The organism is Sulfitobacter alexandrii (genome assembly GCF_001886735.1).
In the GTDB taxonomy this organism is placed as follows: domain Bacteria; phylum Pseudomonadota; class Alphaproteobacteria; order Rhodobacterales; family Rhodobacteraceae; genus Sulfitobacter; species Sulfitobacter alexandrii.
In genome coordinates this window covers 209,568-228,253 of the sequence record NZ_CP018076.1, presented here as the reverse complement: position 1 = coordinate 228,253, position 18,686 = coordinate 209,568, and the positions used below count along the sequence as shown (strand labels likewise).

Here is an 18,686-nt window from a genome sequence, read left to right as displayed (position 1 = left end):
TCCCTCGGTGACCTTCCCCCGGTGCCTTTCAGGTACCGGGGTCTTTTCGTGCCCGTCATTCCGCCAGAACGACCACCTCGACCCGGCGGTTCTCTTCGCGCCCTGCCGCTTCGAGGTTGCTGGCAATCGGGGCGAGGTATCCCATGCCGTCGGCCTCCATACGGGTGCCGTCGATACCGTAACTGTCGATCATGCGCTGGCGCACGGACTGCGCCCGCCGCCGACTGAGGGTGATGTTGCCCTCCAGCGCGCCGACCGTGTCCGTATGACCGACCAGGGCAATTCGCAGATCGGGGCGGGCTTCCAGCACTTCCGCAAGGCTCCGCAGGGACTCGTAGCTGCCGTCGCTCAGTTCCGAGGCGCCGGTCTCGAATTCGAGATCGCGTAGCACCGCGTGCCCCTGCTGTATCAGTCGGGTGCCGATCCCACCCTCTACCTGGGTCGCCGGAGAGATCGGCACCGGTGCCTCTGTCACCACCTGGTTCTCGGTCACTTCGCCGGCCTGGATCACCTGGATGAAAGCCGAATTGGCGGCCGTACTCGCGAGGATCGTCAGGACTTCCTGTGGCGCCGTCACGGAAGGCCGGACAGCGGTGATGAAATGGTAGGCGCGGATGTTCACGTACATGTTGGGGCCCGGCAGCGTTTCGGTCGCGAACCGGAAATCGAAACCGCCGCAGCTTTCCGCGGCGCAGTCCAGCAGGATTTCGAACCCGGCATCCACAAGCTGGCGGCGGAGGGGGCGGATCAGTTGCAGGGGGGTCAGCCCCTGCTGGCTCAACCGCCACGCCGCGCGGCGCACCTGCCCCTCGACTTCAAGGGTGACCACCTGACCGTTGCGAAAGACACCGGCCGGTGCGGAGTACCTGTCGGGCCCGGTGTTGCGTTCCGCCGTGAGCCGCGCGGCGGCGGGAAGCAACAGGTCCAACGCGGCCGCGGGTGTGGCCAGCACGCACCCCAGAACCAGCGCCCGCAGGATCATCTGGCCTGTGCGTGATATTCGGTGTTGGGCCGCATGTCGGTGCCGCTTGCCACCCGGTTGGTCATGTTGAAAAAGCCCGCGACACTGGCGATGTCGAAGATGTCGCGATCCGTGAAGCCGTGCTGTCGAAGGGCCTCGCGGTCGGCTTCGACCACCGCGGCACTTTCGCGGGTCAGCTTGACCGCGAAATCCAGCATCGCCATCTGCCGCGCGTCGATCTTGGCGACCTTGTAATTCATCACGAGAGCCTCGCCCAGTTGCGGATCGCCTGACAACTGGCGCACCGCCGCCCCGTGGGCCACGAGGCAATAGTAGCATTTGTTCACCGAAGACACGGCCACCGCGATCATTTCGCGCTCGAGCTTGCTGAGCGCGCTGTCCCCCAGCATCAGGTCGTTGTACATGGCGGTGAAGGCGTTCAGCTTGTCGATGTCAAACGCATAGGCCCGCAGGACGTTGGGGATCATGCCCAGCTTGTCCATGCAGACATCGAAATACTTTTGCGTCGGTTCGGGCAGCGGATCGACCATCGGCAGATCAAGGGCGGTGGGGGAATCGTCGGTCACGAAGGTCTCCTCTAGGTCGGAATTTGTCGATAATGGTAGCGCCCCTGTTCGGTGAAGCCCATAGCCTGGTACAGCGCATTCGCCGCCGCATTCTGTTCCACGCAGAGAACCGCAAGATGGGTTGCGCCCCTCGCCTGCGCCCAGAAGGCCGCCCGCCGCATCATCCAACCGGCCACGCCCTGGCGGCGCTGGTGCGGCAGCACTTCGACGGCGTGGACCATGCAGATCCTGTCGTGCAGGGCGGCAAAGGCGACGCCACCCGGCTTTTCCTTCCAGCGCGAGAGGATCGCCGTCTTTTCAGCGGCCCGTTCCATCACCGCGATCCGCGCGGGACCGACACCGCCTTGCGCCCAGATCTCGCGCATGATCGCCAGCGGCTCCCAGATCTCGAAGGCCGTCACACGTGGGATCGGCCGGTCGGTCAGCCGATCGGTCGGGATGGTATACATGACGACCGGATCGACGATGTCGTAGCCGCGTGCCTCCAGCAAGGCGTCGAGCGCCTCATCGCCCTCGCGGATCATGAACAACGGCGTCTGACCCAGCGCACGCATCTCCTGTTCCGCGAGATCGATATCGGCACTGTCCACGGGGCCGCTCGCGGTCGCAGCCGACACGCGTTTGCCGCCGCCCTGACCCTCGCGGAGTGTCCACGTACCGTGTTCGAAGCGACGCGCGGCCGGCCATGTCCGGTCGCAGACCTCGTAAAGCCGTGTGGCTGCAATACTCACGAAAATGCCACCTGCAGTTCCGCCAGCGCCGCGTCCACGGCGGCGGCGTCACTGCCCCGGATCACCACGTGCGCCCCGTATCGGCCGTCTTTCTGAAAGGGATACGATCCCATGGACAGCGCCGGATAGGCCTTGGCCAAGGTGCCCAGAGGTTCGGCGATATCCCCTTCGCCCCGGTCGATGCGCAGCGTCTTGCTGTACAGCGGCGCGCCTCCGGTCAGTCCGGGCAGGACGGAGGCGACCATTGCGTGAAAAACGCTGGGTACACCGGCCATGACATGGACGTTTTCCACCCGGAAACCCGGCGCGGCGGAAACCGGGTTTTCGATCAGTTCGGCACCTTCCGGGATACGCGCCATCCGCAGGCGTGACGGATTGAGCTCGGTGCCGGTTTTGGCATAGTGCGCGACAAGCAGCGCGCGGGCATCTTTCCGGACGTCGATGCTGCGATCGAACGCAGCGGCGATGCTGTCGGCGGTGATGTCATCGTGCGTGGGGCCGATACCGCCGCTGGTAAAGACGTGATCGTGGCGCCGCGACAGCTCCCGCACGGCGTCGATGATCGCGTCCCGATCGTCGCTGATCATGCGGGCTTCCTTCAGATCGATCCCCACCTCCGCCAGCTTGCCTGCGAGGTGGTGCATGTTGCTGTCACGGGTGCGGCCCGACAGAATTTCGTCTCCGATGACAATCATGGCGGCGGTAGGATTTGGCATCGGGTTCTCCTTGAGGCATTCCGACGTTCGGTATAGGCCGCGGCCCATGCGCTTTCAAACCCAACTTGTTCCCGCCCGGCTGATCCGCCGATACAAGAGGTTCCTCGCCGATTGCAGGCTGTCGGACGGGCGCGAGGTGACGGCGCATTGTGCCAACCCCGGCTCGATGATGGGGCTGGCCGAACCCGGCACGCTGGTGTGGCTGGAACCCAACGACGACCCCAGGAAGAAGCTCAAGTTCGGCTGGCGCCTCGTGGATCACGAGAACGGCCATTTAACGGGCGTCGATACCGCCCTGCCGAACCGGCTGATCGGGTCGGCGCTCGAGGCCGGCGAGATCGCGGCGCTGAGGGGGTACGACACGGTGCGGGCCGAAGTGCGCTATGCCGAGAAATCCCGCGTCGATTTTCTCCTGTCCGGGTCGGACCGGCCCGATTGCTATGTCGAAGTGAAATCGGTGACCCTCTGCCGTGCACCCGGACTGGCCGAGTTTCCCGACAGCGTGACCGCTCGGGGCGCGCGCCACCTGCGCGACCTGATGCGGATGGCACAGGCGGGACATCGCGCCGTTCTGCTCTATCTCGTTCAACGAACCGACTGCACCTCTGTCGCCATGGCCCGCGACATCGATCCCGCCTATGCGGAGGCACATGCGGCGGCAACCGACGCCGGGGTGGAAACCCGCTGTCTGGGCACCCATATAACACCTGAATGCGTCACTTTGGCCGCCCCTCTGGCATTGCAGGGCACCCCGCGCTAAACATCCGCCTGAACGATATGGTGAATTCATGGAGAAGCCGGTGAACGAACAGCACCGTGGCCGCGTAACCAAGGACGGCATCCGCATCTACGACCCGTCCGATTTTGCGGGAATGCACGCGGCTGGCCGGCTGGCCGCGACGATCCTCGACGAAATCGCGGAACACGTGGTCGTGGGTCAGACCACCGGGGAAATCGACCGCCTGATCGAGGAGAAGGTCACGGCGGCGGGCGCGAAATCCGCGACGATTGGGTACAAGGGGTACCAGCACGCCTCCTGCATCAGCGTGAATCACGTGGTCTGCCACGGTATTCCCGGCGACAAGAAGCTGAAGGACGGCGACATCCTGAACATCGACGTCACCGTGATCGTGGACGGCTGGTTCGGAGATACGTCGCGCATGTACGTTGCCGGCAAGCTGCCCCGGAAGGCGGAGCGCCTGATCGACGTGACCCATGACAGCCTGATGCGCGGCATCGAGGCGGTGAAGCCCGGAAACACCTTCGGGGACATCGGCCACACGATCCAGACCTTCGTCGAAGCGCAGCGCATGTCCGTCGTCACCGACTTCTGCGGTCATGGCCTTGGCCGCGTGTTCCACGCGCCACCCAACGTGCTGCATTACGGGCGGCCCGGCACCGGGGCCGTTCTGGAACCCGGCATGTTCTTCACCATCGAACCGATGGTGAACCTCGGCCGGGCCGAGACCAAGACATTGTCGGACGACTGGACGGCTGTCACCCGCGACAAGTCCCTTTCGGCGCAGTTCGAACATTCCGTCGGCGTGACCGATACCGGCGTGGAGATCTTCACGCTGTCGCCCGCAAACCGTTTTCACCCGACCTACGACACCTGACATAACGCACCGGACGGGCCGCGCGCTTAACGGTCCTCGGGTCTGTCGAACCTTTTCCACAAAAGGGACAGCACGGTTTCCCCTGCCAGCGGGGTGATCGCGTCGCACATCAGCACCGGCGCGCCGAAAGGCTCGGGCTTCGGAAGGGCGATCTCCCTTTCGCGGTCCCGGCTGCGCCATGGCAGCGATCCAAAATCGGCGGCATTCGTCATGCGTGACATCGTAGCACGAAAAGCCGCGTCGTGCAGCGCATAAGTCCGACCCGGTCCTATAGGTAAGCACCATTGCCATAGATTCGCTTTCGTGATTACGTTCCGAAAAACGGAGGAGCCGCCATGGACTGGCATCAGATTTTCGCCACCCGGATGGACCGCATGAAAGCCAGCGAGATCCGCGAGTTGCTCAAACTGCTGGACCAGCCCGACATCATCTCCTTTGCCGGTGGCATCCCCGACCCCGCGCTATTTCCGACGGGCGCGTTTCAGGACGCGCTGGCGGATGCGCTGTCCCCGGCCAATGCCAGCGCCGCGCTGCAATATTCCGTCTCCGAAGGCTACGCGCCCCTGCGCGACTGGATCGTCACGCAGATGGAGGCGCTGGACATTCCCTGTACCCGTGAGAACGTGCTGATCACGTCCGGGTCGCAGCAGGCGCTGGACTACCTCGGCAAGCTTCTGCTGTCACCGGGGGACACGGCCCTGGTGGGCTGGCCGACCTATCTCGGGGCGCTGGGTGCCTTCAACGCCTACGAGCCGCACTACGACCGGCTCGCGCCGCGCGGCAACCGCAGCGCAGCGGATTACGCCGAGGCCGCGCACGCCAACGGCGGCAGGGTGAAATTCGCCTACGCCTCGGTCGATTTCGCCAACCCGACCGGAGAGACGCTGGACCGGGCCTCGCGCGAGGGCATCCTGACACTGGCCGATGAGCTGGACATCGCGGTCATCGAGGACTCGGCTTACCAGGTGCTGCGTTACGATGGCACACCGATCCCGCCGATGCTGGCGCTGGAGATCGCGCGAAAAGGCAGCATCGAGAACTGCAGGACGCTGTACTGCGGCAGCTTTTCCAAGTCGCTGGCGCCGGGACTGAGAGTCGGTTGGATCTGCGGTGCCTCAGAGGTGATAGGACGGCTGGTGCTGATGAAGCAGGCCGCGGACCTGCACTCTTCGACCATCAACCAGATGGCCATCAACACGGTGGCCCGCAGCGTGTTCGCGGACCATACTGCCGGGCTGCGCCGCACCTATGCGGCGCGGCGTGATGCGATGTTGGCGGCGCTCGAAACGCATATGCCCGACGGCGTGACCTGGACCAGGCCCGAAGGTGGCATGTTCGTCTGGATTACCCTGCCCAAGCACATGGACGGCGCCGACCTGCTGCGAACCTCGCTGGAAAGCCAGCGGGTCGCCTTCGTTCCCGGCCAGGCATTCTTCGCTGACCGATCAGGCGCGAATACCCTGCGCCTCAGCTTCTCGCTTGCGGATGACGCCAAGATCGAAGAGGGCGTCCGGCGGCTGGCAGCGGCGATCCGCGCGTTCTGAGATCAACCGGCGAACTGCAACAACGTGACGTGGGTATCGCCGAACCGGCGACTGTCCAGTGGCGTGAAGCCTTCGGGTGGCTGCATCGGGGTGCTCTCCTCCCAGACCACGGTCGCCCCCGGTGTCAGCCACCCGTGCGCGCCGGCCGCGCTCAGCGCGGATTGGCCCATGCCCTTGCCATAAGGCGGATCGAGAAAGACCAGGTCGAAAGCCGCGTGTGGCCAGGCGCCCAGCCGGGTCGCGTCGTTCCGCAACAGGGTCACTTCGCGTTCGACCCGCAGCTTGCGGATATTTTCCGATATCAGTCGCTGGGCGACACGGCCGTTTTCGACGAAGCAGACCTCCCGCGCGCCGCGCGACAGCGCCTCCAGCCCGAGCGCCCCGGTCCCGGCGAAAAGGTCGAGGACGCGGGCGCCGTGAACCACGTTCCGGTGCGTCAGCATGGAAAAAAGGCTTTCGCGAACCCTGTCGGACGTGGGCCGCAGATGCGCCGCCGCATCCCCCTTTCCCAAGGCCGCGAGCGCCGTTCCCCGGAATTTGCCCGCGATGATCCTCACGCTTTCAGCAGCGCCTTCAGGTCCGTGGACGGGTCTGCGATGGCCGCGGGTTCGGGGGATTTTCCCGCCTCGATCAGGCGCTTGCCGACCATGTATCCACGCGGATCGTTCATGGCGTCGACAGCGACGAGCTCGTCGCCGCGGTAGTACCAGAACCCGACCGAATTTTCGCCCGCGCGCCGGGTCACGACCTGATCGTAACCGGTATTCAGGCCCGCGATCTGCAGTTTCACGTCGTATTGATCTGACCAGAACCAGGGCTTGGCCAGGTAATCCTTGTCGGCACCCATGATGTTTTCCGCCACGGCTTCGGCCTGCTCGATCGCGTTTGGCACGGATTCGAGACGGATACGTTCGCCACGATAGGGGAAAGACGTGCAGTCGCCTGCCGCCCAGACATGCGGGACCGATGTGCGGCCGCGTGCATCCACCTTGATCCCGTTGTCGATCTCGATACCCGCGGCTTCGGCAAGGGCGATGCCGGGCCGGATGCCGACACCGACGATCACGAAATCCGCCGCGATTTCGGTGCCGTCCGTGAGCCTTGCGCCAGCCACCGCGTCGTCGCCCAGCAGCCGGTCGAGCCCGACACCTTCGCGAATGTCGACGCCGTGCCCCCGGTGCAGGTTGCGGAAGAAATCCGAGGTTTCCGGGGCCGCGACACGCTTCAGGATGCGGTCGGCCATCTCGACCAGCACGACCTCCAGCCCCAGCTTGGCCGCGACGGATGCGGCCTCCAGACCGATGTAGCCGCCGCCGACGATAAGCACCTTCGCCCCTTTCTTGAAACGGGGCGCCATCGTGTCCACGTCCGACAGGTCGCGCACGACGAACACGCCGTCGAGATTGCCGCCGATGGCGTCCGGAAGGCGGTTGGGCGTCGAACCGGTGGTGAGCACCAGTTCGTCGTATGAAATCGTCTCGCCCGCGACCGTCAGGGTTTGCGCCGCGGTATCGATGCTTTCGACTTCCGATTGCATCCGCAGGGTGATCTTGTTGTCGGCATAGAATGCTTCGGGCCGCAGGTAGAGCCGTTCGAGCGTCATCTCTCCCATCAGGTAGGCCTTGCTCAGCGGCGGGCGCTGGTAGGGAGGCACGGATTCGGCACCGATGAGCGTGATTTCACCTTCGAATCCGCTGTTGCGCAGCTTTGCCACACAGGATGACCCGGCTTGCCCCGCGCCTACGACCACCACGTGTTTCATAGCTTTTCCTCCGAATATTCTGCTCGCACCGTTGGGCGAAACCTATATGTTTGCGTTGATCGAACACAATCCCATGAAAGGCTTAGCCGATGACAATCTCAACCGGAGACACCCTGCCCGACGCGACCCTGGTACAGATGGGGGCGGAAGGCCCTCAGCCGGTGCAGATGGCCGACAAGGTCAAGGGCCGCAAGGTCGTGGTCTTTGCCGTGCCGGGCGCATTCACGCCCACCTGCCACTCCGCCCACGTGCCGAGCTTCGTGCGTACCAAGGACCAGTTCGACGCCAAGGGCGTGGACGAGATCATCTGCGTATCCTGCAATGATCCCTTCGTGATGAAGGCCTGGGGCGAAGCGACCGGCGCGACCGAAGCGGGGATCACCATGCTGGCCGATGCGTCGTCAGAGTTCACCAAGGCGATCGGCATGGACTTCGACGCGCCGCCCGCCGGGCTGGTCGCCCGGTCCAAGCGCTATGCCATGCTGGTGGAGGATGGCAAGGTCACGCTGTTCCAACCCGAGGAGAACCCCGGCGTCTGCGACGTTTCCGGAGGTGAAGGCCTGCTGGCAAGCATGTAATACATCGCGCCGGGCGCATGACATGCGCCCGGCACCGCTTGAAAGAGGCCGGTTTCAGCCCGCCTGAACGATCGTTCGTGTCGGGAAGGGAATATCGACGCCACCAGCGTCCAGCGCTTCCTTGACGTTCCGGGTCATGTCGGCCTTGAAGGCGAAGTAGTCTCCGGCGCTGCACCAGACGCGCACGAGAAAATCCACCGAACTGTCGTTCAGGTTGGTCACCTGTATGAACGGCGCGGGTTCTTCCATCGCGCGTGAATCGGCCATGATGGTATCCCGGATGATCGTCTCGGCGTCCTTGAGGTTGGCCCCGTAGCCGACGCCGAAAGTCCATTCCGCCCGGCGCGTTGGATTGACCGAATAATTGTCGATGACGTTGCCCCAGACTTCGGAGTTCGGCACGATCACGTGGACGTTGGTGAGGTCTGCAAGTTCGGTAAAGTTCAGGTTGATCTGCTTTACCGTACCCATCTTGCCGGCCACCTCGACGAAATCGCCGATCTTGATGGGCCGGAACAGGATCAGCATCACGCCGGCGGCCACGTTCGACAAGGTGCCCTGCAACGCAAGACCGATCGCCAGACCGGCGGCACCGATGACGGCCACCACCGATGTCGTCTGCACACCAAAGGTATTGAGGACGAAAAGGATCGTGAAGCCCAGCACGACATAGCGCACAATCGACGCCAGAAATTCGAACAGCATGTCGTCGAGGTGGCGACTGCTCTTGCCCAGCTTCTGAACCCGGCTCTGCAACCAGCTGGAAATGATCCAGCCCAGCAGCAGGATCACGACGGCGCCGAGGATCGAGCCGGCCGTGCTGGCAAGGAATTCCAGTGTCAGGACGTCCGAGATGCTACGGCCATTCCAGATTTCGGTGTTCAAAAAATTCGTCAGCTCTTGTTCCATCAGTCTTTCTCGGTTCCGTACAATCCATCCATCTTGCGGGCCAGTTTCGCGTCCAGGGTGGTCAGTCCATCCGCGTCATGCGTGGTGAGCGTGACATTCACCGTCTTGTAAACATTGTCCCATTCCGGGTGGTGATCCCACTTTTCCGCCCAGATTGCCACCCGTGTCATCCAACCGAATGCTTCGACGAAATTCTCGAACTCGAACGTCTTGTGCATCGCGTCGCGATCTTCGGTCAGCTTCCAACCGCTTTCCAGCAGCGGTTTCAGCACCGTGCGGCGGGTCTCTTCACTCAGTTTCTCGGTCATTCCTGTTCCTCTATCTGAACTTGCTTGAAAGGGCCGTAGTCGGTCAGGATCTCGATCTCCTCGTCCACGGCGTTGCGTTCCGCGTGAAGGTAGTCCTCCACGGCGCGGGCGAAACCCGGATCTCGCATCCAGTGCAGCGACCACGTCGGGGTCGGCAGGTAGCCGCGCGCCAGCTTGTGTTCCCCCTGCGCACCGGCCTCGACCGTGCGCAGCCCGCGTGCGATGGCGATGTCGATGGCCTGGTAATAACACAGTTCGAAATGCAGGCAGGGGTGATGTTCGATACATCCCCAGTAGCGGCCGAAAAGCGCCTCGCGCCCGACAAAGTTCAGCGCCCCGGCGACCCACCTGCCGTCCCGTTCGGCCAGCACCAGCGCCATGTCATCCCGCAAGGTGTCCTGGGCAATGTCGAAGAACCGGCGCGTGAGATATGGCGTCCCCCATTTGCGTGCGCCGGTGTCCTGGTAGAACTGCCAGAAGGCGTCCCAGTGCTCCGGCCTGAGGTCATCGCCCGAAAACGTCCGGATCGTCCCCCCGAACCCCTGCGCCTGTGCACGCTCCTTGCGCAGGTTCTTGCGCTTGCGCGAATTGAGGCTCGCGAGGAAGGCGTCGAAATCGTCATAGCCCCGATTGCGCCAGTGGAACTGCTGCGTCTTGCGCACCATCAGGCCCAGGTCCTCGGCCGCGGTCGCCTCTGCCGCCGTGCAGAAGGTGACATGCAGCGATGAGAGGCCGTTGTTGTCCGTCAGTTGCACCGCGCCCTGCACCAGGGCGGCCAGCCCCGTTTCCTCGAACCCCGGCCGGGTCAGGAACCGGCGTCCGGTCGCGGGTGTGTGCGGGACCGCGATCTGCAGCTTGGGATAATAACGCCCGCCGGCACGCTCGTAGGCATGAGCCCAGCTGTGATCAAAAATATACTCGCCCTGCGAATGCGACTTGGCATAAAGCGGCGCAACCGCGATCACCTGCCCTTCGACGGAGGCCGTCAGGTACTGAGGCTGCCACCCGGTCCCCGGTCCGACACTTCCGCTTTCCTCGAGGGCGGAGAGAAAGCGATAGGTCGTGAAAGGGTCATGGGGCGCACAGCCATCCGCAGCCTCGGGGCAGGCGCAGGCGTCCCACTCGGACTGCCCAATCTCGGACAGGTGCGGAACCACCCTGATTTCAATTTCCTGTTTGCTCATGCCACTTTCCTGCCTGACCCATATCTGGTCTTGGCGAAGGCAGGATCAAGCGGGAATGACGGGCGTGTAACCTTCGAAAGTGATATTGTCCGCCACCCGGCGCGCCTGCGCTTCCTGCGCGGCGTCGCGAATTGTCCAGCAGCAGATCATCGCGCCGGCGCGCTTTATCTCGTCAACCCGCGGCCGGGCAAGGTCGTCGACCTCGTGACTGATGAAAGCGGCCCCGACCCGGTCGAAGTCGGGCACCTCGCGCAGCAGGTCGCAGGTGGCGCGCGGCAGGGGCCAGTCCTCGTAGCGATAGGCGCTGGTCACGATCCCGCGCGGCACGTCGGGCAGCAGCTCGGCCATCCGCGCGACCGAATGCGGGTTGAAGGACATGACGGCGACCGGGCCTGCGTACCCTGCCAGCGCCTCGGCGACCGCTGCTTCCAGCGGCCCGATGTCCGGCCCCATGCCGCCGTCCTGATCCTTGAGTTCGATCAGCAGCGGCACCTGCCCCGCCACCAGATCGAGCACTTCGGAAAGGGGCGGTATGCCTTCGTCCCCTCCCTTGAGCCGGGTGTCGGCAAGGGCCCGGGCGGTGCGCAGCCGGACGGGGCCCGTGGCCACGGTCAGCCGCTCCAGCGCGTAGTCGTGAAACACCATCGCCGCATTGTCCGATGTCAGCTGGACATCGATCTCGATCCCGTAACCCGCGTCGATGGCCGCCCGCACGGCCGCGCGGCTGTTCTCCGGCCGGCCCGCGTTCACGTCGTGCAGCCCCCGGTGGGCCAGCGGCGTGACATGAAAGGCGCGCGGCAGGCTCATTTGATTTCGAAGATGCCTTCGATCTCGACCGCGACCCCAAGCGGGAGCGACGGGGCAGAGACCGCGGACCGGGCATGGCGGCCCGCATCGCCCAACGCCTCGACGAGGAAGTCGGACGCGCCGTTGATGACCTTGGGCTGGTCCGTGAAATCCTGCGTGGAATTGACGAACCCGGTCAGCTTGACCACCCGGACCAGCCGGTCGATGTCGCCGCCGCAGGCCGCCTTGACCTGGGCAAGAAGGCTGATCGCGCAGGACTTCGCGGCCTCCGCCCCCTGGGCCACGTCCATGTCGGCCCCCAGCTTGCCGGTGATGAAACCATCCGGCCCGTTGGAAATCTGACCCGAGACATAGACCGTGTTCCCGACCTGAACGAAGGGCACATAGTTTGCCGCCGGTGCGGGCGCGTCGGGCAAGGTAACCCCGAGGTCGGACAGACGATCTGCGATACCCATGAAGCGTTCCTTTCCGTCATGCTGCTTTTGCGAACGGTAGCGCCGCGTCGCGGAAACCGGAAGCCCCCCGATCAACTTTCCCGGAAGGCGCGCGCGAAATAATCCGCCACGGGTTTGACGAGATACGCCATCGGAGAGCGATCGCCGGTACGGATGAACGCTTCCACCGGCATGCCCGGCAAAAGGATGGTGCCTTCGGGCAGTTTTTCCATCTCTCCGGGGTTCAGCGCGATCTCTGCCCGGAAATAAGAATTGCCCGTGATCTCGTCCTCGATGGAATCCGCCGAGATCTGCATGACCTGCCCCACCAGTTCCGGCGTCGTGCGCTGATCCAATGCGGAAAGGCGCAGGTTGACCTGCTGGCCCACCGCGATCTGGTCGATATGGATCGGCAGCACCCGTGCCGCGATGACCAGAGGTCTGTCCTGCGGCACAAGGAACATCAAAGGTTCGGCAGCCCGCACCACGGATCGGGGAGTCTGGACCTGAAGACCGTAGATGATGCCCGAGACGGGTGCGCGCACCGACAGGCGGTCGATCTCGTTCAGCAGGGCACGGCGCTGCTGGACCAGCTCCAGCTCGCGGTAGCGCAGGTCGCGCAGACGGGTGATCGCCTCCTCCCGTCCGGCGGTGCCCAGTTTCAGGATCTCGATCTCGATCTCGGTGATCCGTTCCTCCGACTGCGCGCGGGTGGCCGCAAGTTCACCGATCTGTCCCGTCAGCCGGGCCTTTTCCCGCTGCAGGTTCAGCACCGTCGTGGCCTGCGCAAGCCCGCGGTCCAGCAGCGATTGCTGGTTGGCCAATTCCTGTTCGATCAGGTCAAGCTGCTCTTCCAGCGCTTGTTCCTGCGCGGTGACGCCCTTGATCTGGGCCCCGATCTGGTCGCGCCTTTTGCCCAGCTGCTCGATCTCCCGGGCGACGGAGGCGCGGCGGGCGGTGAACAGGTTCTGCTGCCCCTCCATCAGTTCCGCGATCTCGGGATCACGCGCACCGGCCTCGACCAGTTCTTCCTCGTAGGAGATCTGCTCGGTCTCGTCGCGCTCCGCCTCGAAGCGGCCGCGACGGGCCATCAACTCGTACAGCTGGCCCTCGACGATGGCGAGCTGCGAGGCCAGTTGTTGCCCATCGAGTTGCAGCAGCAGGTCACCCGCGACGACGGTGTCACCCTCGTCCACGACGATCTCGGCCACCACGCCGCCGTTCTCGTGCTGCACGATCTGCCGGTTGCGATCGACCTCGATCCGGCCAGAGGCGACGACCGCACCGGCAATCTGCGATGTCATCGCCCACGTGCCGAAACCGCCGACAAGCACCAGAAGGCCCACGAAACCGAAAATGACGGGGCCGGTGGCGGACCAGCGGTTCGGGGAGGACCGGCTCATGTGACACCCCCGGCATCGGCGGGGGCCGACTGGATCGCGCGGGCGTTCTTGACCATGCCGGCCAGCACCTCGTCCTTGGGGCCGAACGCCATCCGCATGCCGCCATCCAGCACCAGCAGGGTATCACATTCCTGGATCGCGGCGGGACGGTGCGCCATGATCAGGACCGACCGGCCATCGGCCTTCATCGACCGGATCGCGTGGTTCAAGGCCTGCGACCCGATGTTGTCGAGGTTGGAGTTGGGTTCGTCCAGCACAAGGATCACCGGCTCGTCGTAGAGCGCCCGGGCCAGTCCGATCCGCTGCATCTGTCCGCCGGACAGCCGGACCTGACCGGCGCTGACCATCGTGTCATAGCCCTTGGGCAGTTCCAGGATCATCTCGTGCGCGGCCGCCTTCTTGGCCGCCGCGACGACCTTGGCATCGTCAGGCTGCGGCGACAGGCGGGCGATGTTCTCGGCGATGGTCCCGTCGAACAGCTGCACCCGCTGGGGCAGGTAACCGATGTGCCTGCCAAGGGTTTCGGTGCCGTAGTGGTCCAGCGCCGCCCCGTCGAGCCTCACGTACCCCCCTGCGGGGGGCCAGACCCCCGTCAGGGTCCGCGCCAGCGTGGTCTTGCCCGCGCCGGAGGGGCCGATCACCCCGACCGCCTGGCCCGGTTCGACGTTGAAATTGATCGACTTGAGAGACGCCTGCCGTTCGCCCGGCGGCACCACCGTCAGGTTCTTGGCCACCAGCTTGGCCGCCGGCGTGGGGAGCGCCGTGCGCGGCGGTTCCGGTGCCACCGCCCCCAGAAGGGTCGCGAGGTTCTGCCACCCTTCCCGGCCGCGCTGGACGATGGGCCACTGGTTCAAGGCCATCTCGACCGGCGCGAGGGCCCGGCCCAGCAGGATGGAGCCAGCGATCATCGCGCCGGCGGTCATCTCACCCTGCAACACGAGATAGGCACCAAGGCCCAGCATGGCCGATTGCAGGAAGAGCCTCAGCGTCTTGGTCATGGAAGAGAAGGTGCCGCCCACGTCGGCCGCCCTGATCTGACTTTCCAGCGCCTCGCCGCGGGCTTTCTGCCATCTGTCGAAGGCCGCGTCGCGCATCCCCATGGCCTGCACCATTTCCGCCTCTGTCCGGATCTGGTCAGCGATGGACCCGGCTGTCTGCCCCGCCACCCCCGCACGCGACTGCGCGTTCCGCGAGAGGAACTGGTTGGCGACGGTGATCACGATCAGGACGCCTGCACCGCAGATTGCCAGCCAGCCCAGCAAGGGATGAAAGACGAAGATCGCCGCGAAGAAGATCGGCGTCCACGGCATGTCGAAGAAGGCCATCAGCACCGGCGAACTCAGCAACCGCTGAACCGCTTCGAGATCCGATAGGTTCGCGCTGGTTCGCGCGTCGGGCGCGATCGCCGATTTGCGCACCACCGCATCAAAGACGCGACGATCCAGCGCATCCTGAAACCGCGCGGCCACCCGCGCCATGATCCGGCCACGGGTATGGTCCAGCACCCCCATCACGCCGTAGAGGAACACCACGAGGATCGACAGCGCGATCAGCGTTTCCTCGGAACCCGAGCCGAGCACCCGGTCATAGACCTGCAGCATGTACATCGGGCCGGTGAGCATCAGCAGGTTCGCGAACAGGCTGAACAACGCAACCGTCCAGTACAGCCCGCGGCTGCGCCGGCGCACGGCGCGCAATTCGGCCAGGCCGCGTCGGGTCACTTCATCACGCATCTGCGCCTTTCTGCCAAAACGCCGAACAAGAATGCTCTGCCACCCCGGTCCCGGGATGACCGCCAACGGAATAGCCAGTTTGGAATGAAATTTCCATTCAAAGATTGATCGAACCGCGGCGAGTGTGGCCCGATCACATCCAGCGCACCGTACCGCTGACGCGGACCGAAGCCCCCGGGGTGCCCGTCACATCCACCACCAGGGTCGATGGCATGCCCATGTCCACACCTTGCCGGACCTCGAACCGTCCACCCTGCCGCAGGCCATCCCAATCCAGATCGACCAGCGCACCGCCCAGCGCCGCTGCCGCCGCACCGGTGGCGGGATCCTCGACCACACCGCCGCTGGCAAAGGCGTTGCGCGTGGAAAAGGCGCGGGGGCCGTCGATGTAAAGCAGGGTGACGGTCGTCAGGCCGTGCATGGCCATGAGGTCGCGCATCGGATCGAAGGGATAGGCCATCCGCCCGAGCGTGTCCCGGTCGTTCAGGGCAATGATGCCGTGCTGCACCCCGGCAAAGGCGAGCCTTGGCGGCAGGGCGCGGTCGATGTCGTCCTCATCAAGAGAAAATGCGTCGAGAAGGGCATAGAACAGCGCGTCCGGCATCGGTTTCGACCAGGTGCCGGGGGAATTCAGCGCGGCATGCCAAGCTCCGTCCCGCTGATACGCGTCGACCGTTATGGCGGTATCGCGCAGGTTGAGAGCGAACCGGCCCTCCCCCGCCCTGTCCCCGAGGGCGGCGCCAAGGGCGATTGTCGCATGACCGCAAAAGGCGACTTCGCCGATCGGTGCGTAGTACCGGACCCGCCATGCATCCCCGTCGGGAGCGGCAAAGGCCGTTTCGGAAAAACCCAATTCGGCGGCGACGCGCTGCATCTCTTCGGGCGATGGCAGGGTATCGGCGATGAGAACGCCAGCCGGATTGCCCCCGGCATCGCCGTCGGAAAAGGACGAGATCCTGAGTGGTTTCATCGCATCTTCCTTGTTAAGCCGGGCGGGCAACATCGTTCAGCAACGAGCCGTCACGCGCCGTGAAGCATCACCTGTCCGCGGGGCGTGGCGCGGGTGCGCCGCTTCCCGACCCGCTGCTGCCACCGCCGAAGATGTCCTGCAGGACCTGATCGATGATGTTGCCGCCGCCCTGTCCGCCACCGCCATTGTCGACCGGGATCGGGTCCGACGCAAGCACGGGATCCTGCTCTCCCAGCCCGCTGGGCGCGATCGGGGGCGACATGGGAAGCCCCTTGAGTTCGGTGCCCTCGTGCGCCCGGCTCATCGCCTCGCGCCAGATGTCGGTGGGGAGCCCGCCGCCGGTCACACCCTTGAGCGGCGTGTTGTCGTCGTAGCCCATCCAGACGCCGGCAACGTAGTCAGCGGAAAACCCGATGAACCATGCGTCCTTCGCGGCCGAGGTCGTACCGGTCTTTCCCGCCAGTTCCCGCCCGCCGAACTGCGCGCGTTGCCCGGTCCCTTCGGAGATGACCTTTTCCATCATGTAGACCAACTGCCGCGCCGCGTCTTCCTGGATGACCCTTTCGCCGATGCCGCCGCCGGTGCCCATCAGCGGTTCGTCATCCCCCATCAGCCGGAGATCCACGAGACCGTAAGGCGTGACCGACGAGCCGCCGTTGAGAATACCGGCATATGCGCCCGTCATTTCGATCAGCGTGCTTTCCGATGCGCCCAGCGCCAGCGCCGGGCCTGCGGCGAGGTCGTTCTTGATGCCGAATTGCCCGGCGACCCGGCTCACCAGATCGCGGCCGACGCCTTCGGAGATCTTGACCGCCGGGATGTTCAGCGAGTCCTTGAGCGCATTGGTCAGGGTGACCGGCCCGAGAAAGCGGTTGGTGTAGTTCTTTGGACACCATTCGCCCGAGCCGGGGATGTTCATGCAGAAAGGTTCGTCGACCACGATGTCATTGGGGGAATACCCCAGGTCCAGCGCGGCGGCATAGACGAACGGCTTGAACGCGGAGCCGGTCTGGCGCAGCGCCTGCGTGGCGCGGTTGAACGCGCCCCGAACCTTGGTCTTGCGGCCGCCCACCATCGCGCGGACCGCCCCGTCCGCCGACATGATGACGATCGCGGCCTGCGCCTCGGAACCGTCGCGCACCTTGTTCTCGAACACGTACTTCAGCCCTTCTTCGGCGGCTTTCTGGATACGCTGGTCGAGTGTCGTCCGGATGATCACGTCCTCGGTCGTGTTCCGGGTAAAGAATTCCGGACCCGTCGACATTACCCAATCCGCAAAATAGCCCCCCGCACGGGCCTCTGCCGCATCGGACAACACTGCCGGGTTGGCCTGAGCCGTCTCGGCTTCCGCCGCCGTCAGGTACCCCTGCTCCCGCATGAGCCGGATGACGGTCGCCGCACGGTTCTGCGCGCGATCCAGATCGTTCGTCGGCGACAGGACGGAGGGCGACGTGAGAAGCCCGGCCAGCATCGCCGCCTCGGAGGGGTTCACTTCGGCCGCGGATTTGCCGAAGAACCGTTGCGCCGCCGCCTCCGCGCCATAGGCACCGCCGCCCATGTAGGCGCGGTTCAGGTAGATCGACAGGATGTCATCCTTGGAATACTTGACCTCCATCGCCATGGCATAGAGCGCTTCCTTGGCCTTGCGCTGAAGGTTGCCGGCCCGGCAGCCCGCCTCGTATTCCTGCTCCGTCTGTCCGGATGACGGATCGTATGGCTCGCCCAGACAGATCAGCTTGGCGGTCTGCTGCGTGATCGTGGAACCGCCGTGCCCCGAGAGCGGGCCGCGCCCCTCGCTGAGGTTGATGCGCACAGCCGAGGCTATCCCGCGCGGGCTGACGCCAAGATGGCGGTAGAAACGCTTGTCTTCCGTCGCGATGACGGCATTCTTGAGGTGTCTTGAAACGCTTTCGGCGGTGACCACGCCGCCGAACTGATCGCCGCGCCAGGCGAAGACATCCCCGTTACGGTCGAGCAACGTGACCGATCCACGTGCGCGCCCGTCCAGCAGCGCCTGAAGCGGTGGCAATGTCGTGTAGAAATAGCCGACCGCAAGACCGAGACACAGGATCGCCACGAGCGCGACACGCCAGGTGATCGTCCAGATCAGCCGCACGATCCACGAAACCAGCGCCGACAGCAGCCCCAGCACCCCTCCGCGCCTCGGCTTGCGTGCGCGGGTAGCCTTGCGGCGCGCCGGGGCGGCCTTTGCCGTGGATTTCTTCGCGGGCTGCTTGCCGGCAGCCTTGCCCTTGGACGGATAGCGACGATCCGCCACCAACGGGCGTTTTCGCTTGGATGAATCACTCATGAATCTGGCCTGCTCGCCTGTCTTTTCCCCATCTTACGCTGCAAACGCGAGATTGTTTAGCGCGTCTCTGCGGAAAGCACGTCAATATTTTGATTAATTTATGTGCAGATTATCAAGTTTGCGTATCTTATG

At 64.7% G+C, this 18,686-nt stretch carries 20 protein-coding genes; 4 read left to right on the top strand and 16 right to left on the bottom strand.

Annotation, left to right across the window (positions count from 1 at the left end; all coding sequences use genetic code 11):
• Positions 1 to 55 precede the first annotated feature (55 nt).
• Genes BOO69_RS01130 through BOO69_RS01115 form a run of 4 tightly spaced genes read right to left on the bottom strand, consistent with a single transcriptional unit; the run spans position 56 to position 2,995 of the window.
• Positions 56 to 982, bottom strand: coding sequence for an OmpA family protein (locus BOO69_RS01130; protein ID WP_071969538.1), 927 nt, complete (start codon positions 980 to 982; stop codon positions 56 to 58).
• On the bottom strand, positions 979 to 1,548 hold the full coding sequence (locus BOO69_RS01125) for a peroxidase-related enzyme (RefSeq protein WP_418361299.1): 570 nt from the start codon (positions 1,546 to 1,548) through the stop codon (positions 979 to 981). Before BOO69_RS01125 ends, BOO69_RS01130 begins: the two co-directional genes overlap by 4 nt.
• An 11-nt stretch (positions 1,549 to 1,559) precedes the next feature.
• Positions 1,560 to 2,279 (bottom strand): GNAT family N-acetyltransferase, encoded by a 720-nt coding sequence (locus BOO69_RS01120; RefSeq protein WP_083545417.1) that lies wholly within the window; start codon positions 2,277 to 2,279, stop codon positions 1,560 to 1,562.
• Positions 2,276 to 2,995: a competence/damage-inducible protein A gene (locus BOO69_RS01115; RefSeq protein ID WP_071969536.1), complete on the bottom strand. Its 720-nt coding sequence runs from the start codon at positions 2,993 to 2,995 to the stop codon at positions 2,276 to 2,278. Before BOO69_RS01115 ends, BOO69_RS01120 begins: the two co-directional genes overlap by 4 nt.
• Positions 2,996 to 3,041: 46 nt before the next feature.
• Here BOO69_RS01115 and sfsA point away from each other — a divergent pair, with 46 nt between their 5' ends.
• Both sfsA and map read left to right on the top strand, forming a co-directional pair.
• Positions 3,042 to 3,755: a DNA/RNA nuclease SfsA gene (sfsA, locus tag BOO69_RS01110; protein WP_071969534.1), complete on the top strand. Its 714-nt coding sequence runs from the start codon at positions 3,042 to 3,044 to the stop codon at positions 3,753 to 3,755.
• A gap of 28 nt (positions 3,756 to 3,783) precedes the next feature.
• A complete protein-coding gene (gene map, locus BOO69_RS01105; RefSeq protein WP_071969532.1) occupies positions 3,784 to 4,611 on the top strand; it encodes a type I methionyl aminopeptidase in 828 nt (275 codons plus the stop codon).
• A 26-nt stretch (positions 4,612 to 4,637) separates the two neighbouring features.
• Here the strand turns inward: map and BOO69_RS01100 are convergent, their stop codons facing one another.
• On the bottom strand, positions 4,638 to 4,823 hold the full coding sequence (locus tag BOO69_RS01100) for a hypothetical protein (RefSeq protein ID WP_071969530.1): 186 nt from the start codon (positions 4,821 to 4,823) through the stop codon (positions 4,638 to 4,640).
• A gap of 123 nt (positions 4,824 to 4,946) precedes the next feature.
• Between BOO69_RS01100 and BOO69_RS01095 the strand changes: the two genes are divergently transcribed.
• A complete protein-coding gene (locus BOO69_RS01095; protein ID WP_071969528.1) occupies positions 4,947 to 6,155 on the top strand; it encodes an aminotransferase-like domain-containing protein in 1,209 nt (402 codons plus the stop codon).
• A gap of 2 nt (positions 6,156 to 6,157) precedes the next feature.
• On the opposite strand, the gene rsmD is transcribed toward BOO69_RS01095, so the two are convergent.
• Positions 6,158 to 6,712 (bottom strand): 16S rRNA (guanine(966)-N(2))-methyltransferase RsmD, encoded by a 555-nt coding sequence (rsmD, locus tag BOO69_RS01090; protein WP_071969526.1) that lies wholly within the window; start codon positions 6,710 to 6,712, stop codon positions 6,158 to 6,160.
• Positions 6,709 to 7,917 (bottom strand): NAD(P)/FAD-dependent oxidoreductase, encoded by a 1,209-nt coding sequence (locus BOO69_RS01085; protein ID WP_071969525.1) that lies wholly within the window; start codon positions 7,915 to 7,917, stop codon positions 6,709 to 6,711. Before BOO69_RS01085 ends, rsmD begins: the two co-directional genes overlap by 4 nt.
• Positions 7,918 to 8,006: 89 nt before the next feature.
• Between BOO69_RS01085 and BOO69_RS01080 the strand changes: the two genes are divergently transcribed.
• Complete coding sequence (locus BOO69_RS01080; protein ID WP_071969524.1) at positions 8,007 to 8,495, top strand: peroxiredoxin; 489 nt, start codon at positions 8,007 to 8,009, stop codon at positions 8,493 to 8,495.
• A gap of 54 nt (positions 8,496 to 8,549) precedes the next feature.
• Here BOO69_RS01080 and BOO69_RS01075 read toward each other — a convergent pair whose 3' ends face one another.
• The 9 genes from BOO69_RS01075 to BOO69_RS01035 form a co-directional block, all read right to left on the bottom strand.
• The gene (locus BOO69_RS01075; RefSeq protein WP_071969522.1) at positions 8,550 to 9,404 is read right to left on the bottom strand and encodes a mechanosensitive ion channel family protein; all 855 of its coding nucleotides are present in this window, start codon (positions 9,402 to 9,404) and stop codon (positions 8,550 to 8,552) included.
• Positions 9,404 to 9,712, bottom strand: a complete 309-nt coding sequence (locus BOO69_RS01070; protein WP_071969520.1) for a 4a-hydroxytetrahydrobiopterin dehydratase — start codon at positions 9,710 to 9,712, stop codon at positions 9,404 to 9,406. The genes BOO69_RS01075 and BOO69_RS01070 overlap by 1 nt, the downstream gene beginning before the upstream one ends.
• On the bottom strand, positions 9,709 to 10,896 hold the full coding sequence (locus BOO69_RS01065) for a GNAT family N-acetyltransferase (RefSeq protein ID WP_071969518.1): 1,188 nt from the start codon (positions 10,894 to 10,896) through the stop codon (positions 9,709 to 9,711). The genes BOO69_RS01070 and BOO69_RS01065 overlap by 4 nt, the downstream gene beginning before the upstream one ends.
• Before the next feature lie 45 nt (positions 10,897 to 10,941).
• Positions 10,942 to 11,703 (bottom strand): glycerophosphodiester phosphodiesterase family protein, encoded by a 762-nt coding sequence (locus tag BOO69_RS01060; protein WP_071969516.1) that lies wholly within the window; start codon positions 11,701 to 11,703, stop codon positions 10,942 to 10,944.
• Positions 11,700 to 12,158 carry a RidA family protein gene (locus tag BOO69_RS01055; protein ID WP_071969514.1) on the bottom strand — a complete coding sequence of 153 codons (459 nt, stop codon included), beginning with the start codon at positions 12,156 to 12,158 and terminating at the stop codon, positions 11,700 to 11,702. The genes BOO69_RS01060 and BOO69_RS01055 overlap by 4 nt, the downstream gene beginning before the upstream one ends.
• A 71-nt stretch (positions 12,159 to 12,229) precedes the next feature.
• The gene (locus BOO69_RS01050) at positions 12,230 to 13,540 is read right to left on the bottom strand and encodes an HlyD family type I secretion periplasmic adaptor subunit (RefSeq protein ID WP_071969512.1); all 1,311 of its coding nucleotides are present in this window, start codon (positions 13,538 to 13,540) and stop codon (positions 12,230 to 12,232) included.
• Positions 13,537 to 15,273 (bottom strand): type I secretion system permease/ATPase, encoded by a 1,737-nt coding sequence (locus BOO69_RS01045; protein ID WP_071969510.1) that lies wholly within the window; start codon positions 15,271 to 15,273, stop codon positions 13,537 to 13,539. The genes BOO69_RS01050 and BOO69_RS01045 overlap by 4 nt, the downstream gene beginning before the upstream one ends.
• A 133-nt stretch (positions 15,274 to 15,406) precedes the next feature.
• Entirely contained in the window at positions 15,407 to 16,243 is an 837-nt protein-coding gene (locus BOO69_RS01040) for a PhzF family phenazine biosynthesis protein (protein ID WP_071969508.1), read from the bottom strand.
• Between the two features lie 67 nt (positions 16,244 to 16,310).
• Entirely contained in the window at positions 16,311 to 18,554 is a 2,244-nt protein-coding gene (locus tag BOO69_RS01035; RefSeq protein WP_156874837.1) for a transglycosylase domain-containing protein, read from the bottom strand.
• Positions 18,555 to 18,686: the final 132 nt, after the last annotated feature.